This is a genomic window from Erysipelothrix aquatica (assembly GCF_009828775.2).
Classification (GTDB): domain Bacteria; phylum Bacillota_I; class Bacilli_A; order Erysipelotrichales; family Erysipelotrichaceae; genus Erysipelothrix; species Erysipelothrix aquatica.
In genome coordinates, this window is sequence record NZ_WTSY02000075.1 from 1 (window position 1) to 1,997 (window position 1,997).

At 32.4% G+C, this 1,997-nt stretch carries 2 protein-coding genes; both read left to right on the top strand.

Annotation, left to right across the window (positions count from 1 at the left end):
• The first annotated feature begins 34 nt into the window (after window positions 1-34).
• Window positions 35-1,153 carry a DNA polymerase III subunit beta gene (gene dnaN / locus GVV20_RS10440; protein WP_159741513.1) on the top strand — a complete coding sequence of 373 codons (1,119 nt, stop codon included), beginning with the start codon at window positions 35-37 and terminating at the stop codon, window positions 1,151-1,153.
• 2 nt (window positions 1,154-1,155) lie between these two features.
• Complete coding sequence (locus tag GVV20_RS10445) at window positions 1,156-1,893, top strand: DeoR/GlpR family DNA-binding transcription regulator (protein WP_159741514.1); 738 nt, start codon at window positions 1,156-1,158, stop codon at window positions 1,891-1,893.
• Window positions 1,894-1,997 lie beyond the last annotated feature (104 nt).

Consider the following 1,997-nt stretch of genomic DNA (forward strand, 5'->3'; position numbering starts at 1 on the left):
ATGTAATTGTATTCAATATACTTTGGAGGAATCTATGAAGTTTAATATCAAAAAACAATCGTTTTATAAATCATTATCTTCAGTTGGTCGTGCTTCATCAACACACTCACCGCTACCTATACTTTCAGGAATCAAATTTGAATTACGTAACAACACGTTAACGTTGATAGCTAGTGATTCAAATATTTCTATTCGTGAAGTCATTTATGCTAACGAAGAAAATAATTTAGTTATTCATGAAGAAGGTGATGTCGTTTTAGAAGCACGTTATGTTCTTGAAGCAGTTCGTAAATTAGATGCTGACATCATTAATATGGAAATTATTGATGGTGCTCTAACACGTATCAGTGGAAATCAAGCAGAATATAACATTAATGGAACAAAGGGCGATCAGTACCCAATTATCGACTTTACAAAACCAGAAAAACAATTCGAGATTTCTGGAAGTAAATTATCTGAGATTATTTCTCAGACAGCTTTTGTTTGCTCAACAAGTGAAGATCGTCCAATTTTTACTGGCGTAAACTTTAAAGCTAATGGAACGACTTTAAATAGTGTCGCAACTGACAGTTACCGTCTTGCAAAGAAAGTTGTTGAACTTCCTGTAGAGATAGACTTTAATATCTCAGTCCCAGCCTCTAACTTATATGAGGTACAAAAGACAATTACTGGTGATGAAATCATTACTATTGCAGTATCGGATAAATTAGTTCAATTCTATATTGGCGAAACATTAATTCAATCTCGACTTATTGATGGTCTTTTCCCAGATGTAAATCGTTTGATTCCGAACGAGTATGGATTTGAACTCGTTGTTAAGAAAATCGATTTAATCAATGCTGTTGATAGATCTTCATTCTTAAAGAGTGAAGGGTATTGGACTGTAAAACTTGAAGCAACTCCAGATGAAATTATTATTAGTTCAAAATCTCAAGAAATTGGATCATCAGAAGAGATTCTCCATCCAATTAATTATGTGGGCGGTAATCTAAAAATTTCATTCAGTGGAAAATACTTGATTGAAGCTTTAAAATCCTTCAAATCAGAAACAGTTAAAATTATGTTCGTGGGTGAAATGCAAGCATTTGTAATTCGTCATCCTGAAGATGATTCAATTGTTCAACTAATTCTACCACTTAGAACTTTTGACTAGTCATGTTAAAGAATCAAAGACATCTCGCAATTATTGAATACGTAAATGAACATCAATTTGCGAAAGTAGAAGAATTATCGCAACTTCTGAATGTTTCCGAAATTACGATTCGAAGAGATATTAATGAACTTCATGAAGAAAATGTGATTAAAAAAGTTCATGGAGGCGCGAGCTCTCTCAAGCAAAATCATATTGCTATGGATATTGAGCTCGAATTGCGTCGAACTACTAATGCTGACGAAAAACTGAAAATTGCTAAAGTCGCTGCAGATTATATTCCCGACGATTCATCAATTTATTTAGATGCAGGAACATCAACATCACTTGTCATTCCATATCTCGAAAACAAGAATGTAACGGTGTTTACTCATGGCTTACATCATATTGAAATGCTAAACAAATACAATATTGATACGTATATTATCGGTGGTCATCTAAAAACTAAGACACTTGCAACGGTTGGATCACTAAGCATTAAGTATCTTGAACGTATGAATTTTGATATAGCACTTATAGGATTTAATGCACTTGATTCAGAGTTTGGTTATTCAACTCCTGATGAAATGGAAGCAATGATCAAGGCAACAATTATCAAGCAATCTAATGTAGTGTATTTCCTAGGTGATGAAAGTAAATTTGAACGAAAGTCAGGAATGTCCTTTGCTCAAATTAATGATGGATACCTAGTTTCAAATAAACATCCGGGAGATAAATACCTAAATATAAAAGTAATTAAGTAGGCATGTCCTACTTTTTTTATTTTATTATTAATTTGAACACAAATGATAAATAATGATAAAAAGTGTTTGAAAACGATTACATTTATGATAAAATACAAATAGAG